Source organism: Massilimicrobiota sp. An80 (genome assembly GCF_002159255.1).
GTDB lineage: Bacteria > Bacillota_I > Bacilli_A > Erysipelotrichales > Coprobacillaceae > Allocoprobacillus > Allocoprobacillus merdigallinarum.
In genome coordinates, this window is sequence record NZ_NFHI01000079.1 from 1 (window position 1) to 5,315 (window position 5,315).

Genomic DNA, 5,315 nt, shown 5'->3' on the forward strand with positions numbered 1-5,315 from the left:
TAGAAGATTCCATAATCTAATTATACCAAAAACGACAATGATAATCATTAAAGATAATCATTGTCGTTTTCTTTTTTAGGTGGCCTTACGAATATTTATTTCGTTACAGCCCCTTTTTTCTTTATTCTCACTTTGTGTCGTGTCCTTTTTTTTATTAAAAATGTTGTGAAAGCAAGTCATGTTGAAATTGGTGAATATACTTACTATGATGATGAAGATGCAATTCATTTTGAAAAAAAAGAATATCTTATTTAATTATCCCGAATTTGGCGATCGTTTGATTATTGGAAAGTTTTGTTCGATTGCTTCTGGAACACAATTTATTATGGGTTCAGCCAATCATCGTATCAATAGTGTGTCAACATATCCATTTGCTGTGATGGGTGGCGAATGGGCAAAACGAGTTCCTGATCATTTAGCCCAGTTGCCATTTAAAGGAGATACAGTCATTGGCAATGATGTCTGGTTTGGGCGACATTGTGTCATTATGCCAGGTGTACATATTGGTGATGGCGCTATTATTGGAGCACATAGTATTGTGACAAAAGATGTCGAGCCTTATACTATTGTTGGTGGTCATCCTGTGCGATTCATTAGAAAAAGATTTGATGATGAATTGATTGGACTTTTATTACAGTGGAAATGGTGGGATCTCCCTCCAGAACAATTAGTAGATGCTTTGCCGATTTTATGCAATTCAGACTTAGATGAAGTTAAGAAGCAGATTCAATCATTTTAAAAAGATATGGGGAGAATATAAGTCATTAAGCGTATGTGAAAAACATATGCTTTTTTTCATGGATATGCTAAGATAAAAGGGAAAGAAGGTTATTTATGAAAGAGAATAAATATGATGATGAAGTCTTTTTTGAAAAATATAGTCAAATGTATCGTTCTATTTACGGACTTCAAGGAGCTGGTGAGTGGCATGAATTTGAAAAGCTACTGCCAGATTTTCAAGGAAAAAGAGTTTTAGATTTAGGCTGTGGATATGGGTGGCATTGTCAATATGCGACGGAACATCATGCGCAATATGTTTTGGGTGTTGATATTTCTAAACGTATGCTAGAAACGGCCAAACAAAAGCATGCACATCCTCAAATAGAATATCGTCAAATCGCTATGGAAGATTTAACATTAGAACCTGATAGTTTTGATGTGGTTTTCAGTTCATTGGCACTACATTATGTCAAAGATTATGAACAATTGGTTCAACATATTGCCAATTGGTTGACAAAGGGTGGAAATTTTGTGTTTTCAGTCGAGCATCCTGTTTTCACATCTTATGGAAATCAGGATTGGTATTACGATGAAAATGGGAATATTTTACATTTTCCAGTTGATCGTTATTTTTATGAAGGACAACGTGAAGCCGTCTTTTTACAAGAAAAAGTGGTGAAATATCATCGTACTTTGACGACATATCTTGAAACGCTCATGAAACATGGCTTCATGATTCAACATGTTGTTGAACCTCAACCACCTTTAGAAATGATGAATATGGATGGTATGAAAGATGAAATGCGTAGACCTATGATGTTGCTGATTGCGGTACAAAAGGTGTAAATAATGAAACTAGGAATTGTAGGAAGTGGTATGATTGTGGGTGAATTTCTTTCCTTTATTCATGAAATCAAAGATATTCAGCTCATTCATATTTCAGGAACTCAAAGAAGTGAGGAAAAGCTAAAACAGATTGTAGAACAATATGGTTTTGAACGTTATTCTACAAATTATGAACAATTATTAAATGATCGCCATGTCGATACTATCTATATCGCATTACCCAATCATTTGCATTTTGAATTTGCTAGAAAGGCTTTGCAACATCATAAACATGTTATTATAGAAAAACCAATGACATCGACTTATCAGGAAGCATTATTTCTTCAAAAAATCGCCATGGAAAACCATTTGTTTTTATGGGAAGCTATTACAAATCAATATTTACCTCATTATCAATATATAAAAGATCATCTTCATGAAATAGGAAATATCAAGATTGTACAATGTCATTTCTGTCAGTACTCATCACGCTATCAAAAATTTCTTGAAGGAGATATTTTGCCGGTATTTGATTATACCAAATCAGGTGGTGCATTGATGGATATCAATATTTATAATATTCATTTTGTTGTGGGATTATTTGGTGAACCACAGGATATCCATTATTATCCTTGTATTGAACATCATATTGATACATCGGGTGTTCTTGTCTTACAATATCCACATTTTCAATGTGTATGTATAGGAGCGAAAGATTGTCAATCGCCTTCATTTAATACCATTCAAGGAGAAAAAAGATATTTTTATGTGGATACACCATCAAGTTTTATCAAGACAGTTGAATGGGTTAATCATGATGGAACAAGCATACAAACAGATCATCAACATCAACATGTTATGTATGCTGAAATGCAAGCATTTGTAGATATGTATCAAAATCAAGATTATCAAAGATGTTATGAGATGTTGAAACATAGCTTAACAGTTTGTAAAGTTCAAACTATAGCCAGAAGAAAAGCTGGAATTCTTTTTCCAGCTGATCAAGTGTCATCATTATGAAAGACTGGCAAGTGCTTCTTCTAAAACTTTCTTTGCATTGAATTGAACAAAATCTTCATCACTGATCAAAATAACAGGAGTTCCAGCTTTGGCAAGATCCTCAAATTTAGATACGGAGCTTTTTAGCTGTGGTGTAACAAGTATCAAATCTGCTTGTTCAATAGAATATTCAATCATTGTTTCTGCAGTTGCCCAAATGATAACTTCCATATCTTTTTTAGAAGCTTCATCTTTTAAGGCAGAGGCAAACATATTAGAAGTCACACCTGCTTTACAACATAATAAAATTTTCATAAGTTTTTCTCCTTTCTATGTTTCTTTATAATTCTATTTTATCATATTGTTATAAAAAGTGAAAAAACTTCAATCAAATCAAAAAAACTCTTGACTGTAGAGTGACTCCATAGTGTTCAATATAAGTATGAAATAGGCGAAGTCTAGAAGACCTCGCCCCTTCCCGAACCGTACGGGCACCTTTCAATGCATACGGCTCTCCATTTCTAAGTGAGTTTTCGTTTTGCGATTTGATTGTATTCTAACAGGTTCTGACTGACCTTTATAAAACATTCTCTACACAAACATATCTGCCTACGGTTTATTCTTATCATTTCTTTAATGATATGAGAATAAGGCATATGCAGTGAACTTATCCTTCTTCTATGAAACATGACATGATGTTGTGGATTGCCACATATGTAACAGTTTCTTTTGAGAGGATTCGTATCTCTATATCTGTATTCCACATCTTGCTTGATTTTACTAAGCCACTGTGAGAAGAATGTCTTATCTCGTTTGAATGAAGAGTGCAAAGCTAATTTTATTGTTTTGTCTTTGCCTTTGTCATTCGTATATGAATAAATCAATTGTGAGTGATATTTTTTAAAGACTTTCTTTAATGAGATATCACATTTACGTGCAATCGTATAAGCAATGGAATATTGGATGATATATTGGATTCTATGCATATCATAGTAATTTCTACACCCTTGATTATTATTGACTAGACCTCTAAGAACCTGATTACCATAGGTAATGATGTCTTCAGTAGGCTTGCATAATAATCTCTTTATGGAAGCAGGATATCCAAAGGCATTGCACATTCCATTGTCGCGTAGTTTGTGTATGAGTTTTTGATTGTCAATGAGGATGTCAATGTTAGGGAAATCTCCTGTTGATGAGATAACCAAGAAAATGTGCTTTTTCGTTTTTTGCGTGTGTAATCAGTGTCTTTTCTTCGCTAAGTCTTAGATGAAGTTCACTTTCAAGAAAGTGTTTGATTTCTTGTTTAAGTTGTTCGGCATATGCTTTTGAAGAAATAGTTCCTACTAGAAAATCATCTGCATAGCGTACGTAATGTACTCTACGAAAGTTAGGGTCAAAAACATCAACTGATGAAGTTGCTTTCAGTTCTTTCCTTAGTCTTTTGATTTCCTTGATATCATGCACTGATATCGCTTTGTTAAGTTGATATCTCAGTTTGGCATATTTTGGATTTTGTTTACGATATTTACCTTTTGTATCTCTTTGAATGATATTCTCCATGAATCTGTCCAGTTTATCTAGATAGATATTCGCTAGTATTGGACTTGCACAAGAGCCCTGAGCGTTACCTCGTTTCGTTGTCTGGAAGTTATGCTCCATATCGAAGTAACCAGCTTTCAGTAGTTTATTGATGAGACGGATAAAACGTTCATCATCAATCCTTTCACGAAGAATAGACTCTAGGATACGATGGTCAATTTCGTCGAAACATGCAGAGATATCGCCCTCAATAAACCAAACAGTAGAACGCCAGGTTTCCACTTGAGCCAATGCACTGTGCACACTGCGATTGGGACGAAAGCCATGAGAAAGATTTGAGAATGTAGGTTCATAGATACATTCAAGTATGATACGAATACATTCTTGAACTAACTTATCTTTACCATTAGGGAAACTAAGTTTACGCATCTTTCCGTTTTTCTTGGGAATGTAAGTGATTCTGTTCGGTTGTGGCTGATAGCTTTCATCCCTAAAGGATGAAATCAAATCATCAATCCATTCTTCGCAGAATCCATGAAGAGAAGTTCCGTCACTGCCAGCAGTTTCAGCACCATCATTGGATTTGATACTGTTATAGGCAATGTAGTAGAAGTCTCTATCATATAAAAGACGATAGACATCTTTATTGATGTAACAGTGATTTATACTGTTACGGGCACGAAAACCTTCTAGTTTCGTTAAAAGTTTTTGGTGACTCATTCGGGTCAACTCCTTTCAAAAATAGAAATTAGAAACTGTCTCCTTTCACCATGTATTATCCATTACAGAAAATCGTTGGGCTACTGTAGAGACTCTCTACCCGTGATGGTTTGAATAAAGAAAACCAGAGCACTAGGGTATATCACGGTAACACTTAATATAGTCACTCCATACTTAGGTATCCAATTGGTCTTTTGGGCTGACGATGTCAGCTGTGCTAAACAGCCTGCTTATATTCAACCTTTCCTATATTGAATATACAGTTTAGAGACAGGAGTGGTTACCTGAATGTCTTCCTAGAACCACAAGACTTGGATTCAACTCTAGAAGCTTTACCATATATGGCCTAGCTTGCCAAGCTACTCGTTCATAGAGAACTAATCTTGGCTTTACCGACATGCTTTGGTCCCCGTTGGGTTATCCCCGCGAGGTAAGTCGGTTGCTTTACATCGCATTGCAGGAGCGATGATTTCAAAAGAAATATATATTAAGCGCAAGAACGTGCGCAC

5 protein-coding genes and 1 pseudogene are annotated in these 5,315 nt (G+C 35.1%); 3 read left to right on the forward strand and 3 right to left on the reverse strand.

The window, feature by feature from the left end; all coding sequences use genetic code 11:
* Window positions 1–123: 123 nt before the first annotated feature.
* The 3 genes and pseudogenes from B5G32_RS14020 to B5G32_RS13075 all read left to right on the forward strand — a co-directional run bounded on the left by B5G32_RS14020 (window position 124) and on the right by B5G32_RS13075 (window position 2,565).
* A pseudogene (locus B5G32_RS14020) lies at window positions 124–739 on the forward strand (CatB-related O-acetyltransferase).
* Between the two features lie 95 nt (window positions 740–834).
* A complete protein-coding gene (locus B5G32_RS13070; protein WP_087936908.1) occupies window positions 835–1,566 on the forward strand; it encodes a class I SAM-dependent methyltransferase in 732 nt (243 codons plus the stop codon).
* 3 nt (window positions 1,567–1,569) lie between these two features.
* Window positions 1,570–2,565, forward strand: coding sequence for a Gfo/Idh/MocA family protein (locus B5G32_RS13075; RefSeq protein WP_087936909.1), 996 nt, complete (start codon window positions 1,570–1,572; stop codon window positions 2,563–2,565).
* Here the strand turns inward: B5G32_RS13075 and B5G32_RS13080 are convergent.
* The 3 genes from B5G32_RS13080 to B5G32_RS14030 form a co-directional block, all read right to left on the reverse strand.
* Window positions 2,560–2,859: a PTS sugar transporter subunit IIB gene (locus B5G32_RS13080; RefSeq protein ID WP_087245342.1), complete on the reverse strand. Its 300-nt coding sequence runs from the start codon at window positions 2,857–2,859 to the stop codon at window positions 2,560–2,562. The two genes, B5G32_RS13075 and B5G32_RS13080, sit on opposite strands and share 6 nt — an antisense overlap.
* A 206-nt stretch (window positions 2,860–3,065) precedes the next feature.
* Window positions 3,066–3,752, reverse strand: a complete 687-nt coding sequence (locus B5G32_RS14025) for a group II intron reverse transcriptase/maturase (protein WP_255374778.1) — start codon at window positions 3,750–3,752, stop codon at window positions 3,066–3,068.
* On the reverse strand, window positions 3,721–4,806 hold the full coding sequence (locus tag B5G32_RS14030) for a reverse transcriptase/maturase family protein (RefSeq protein ID WP_087305636.1): 1,086 nt from the start codon (window positions 4,804–4,806) through the stop codon (window positions 3,721–3,723). The genes B5G32_RS14025 and B5G32_RS14030 overlap by 32 nt, the downstream gene beginning before the upstream one ends.
* Window positions 4,807–5,315: the final 509 nt, after the last annotated feature.

What these genes read in the sequence shown, in the direction of transcription:
- B5G32_RS14030 (WP_087305636.1), bottom strand. Translation starts at nt 4,806, where the DNA reads ATGAGTCACCAAAAACTTTTAACGAAACTAGAAGGTTTTCGTGCCCGT.
- B5G32_RS13070 (WP_087936908.1), top strand. Translation starts at nt 835, where the DNA reads ATGAAAGAGAATAAATATGATGATGAAGTCTTTTTTGAAAAATATAGT.
- B5G32_RS13080 (WP_087245342.1), bottom strand. Translation starts at nt 2,859, where the DNA reads ATGAAAATTTTATTATGTTGTAAAGCAGGTGTGACTTCTAATATGTTT.
- B5G32_RS13075 (WP_087936909.1), top strand. Translation starts at nt 1,570, where the DNA reads ATGAAACTAGGAATTGTAGGAAGTGGTATGATTGTGGGTGAATTTCTT.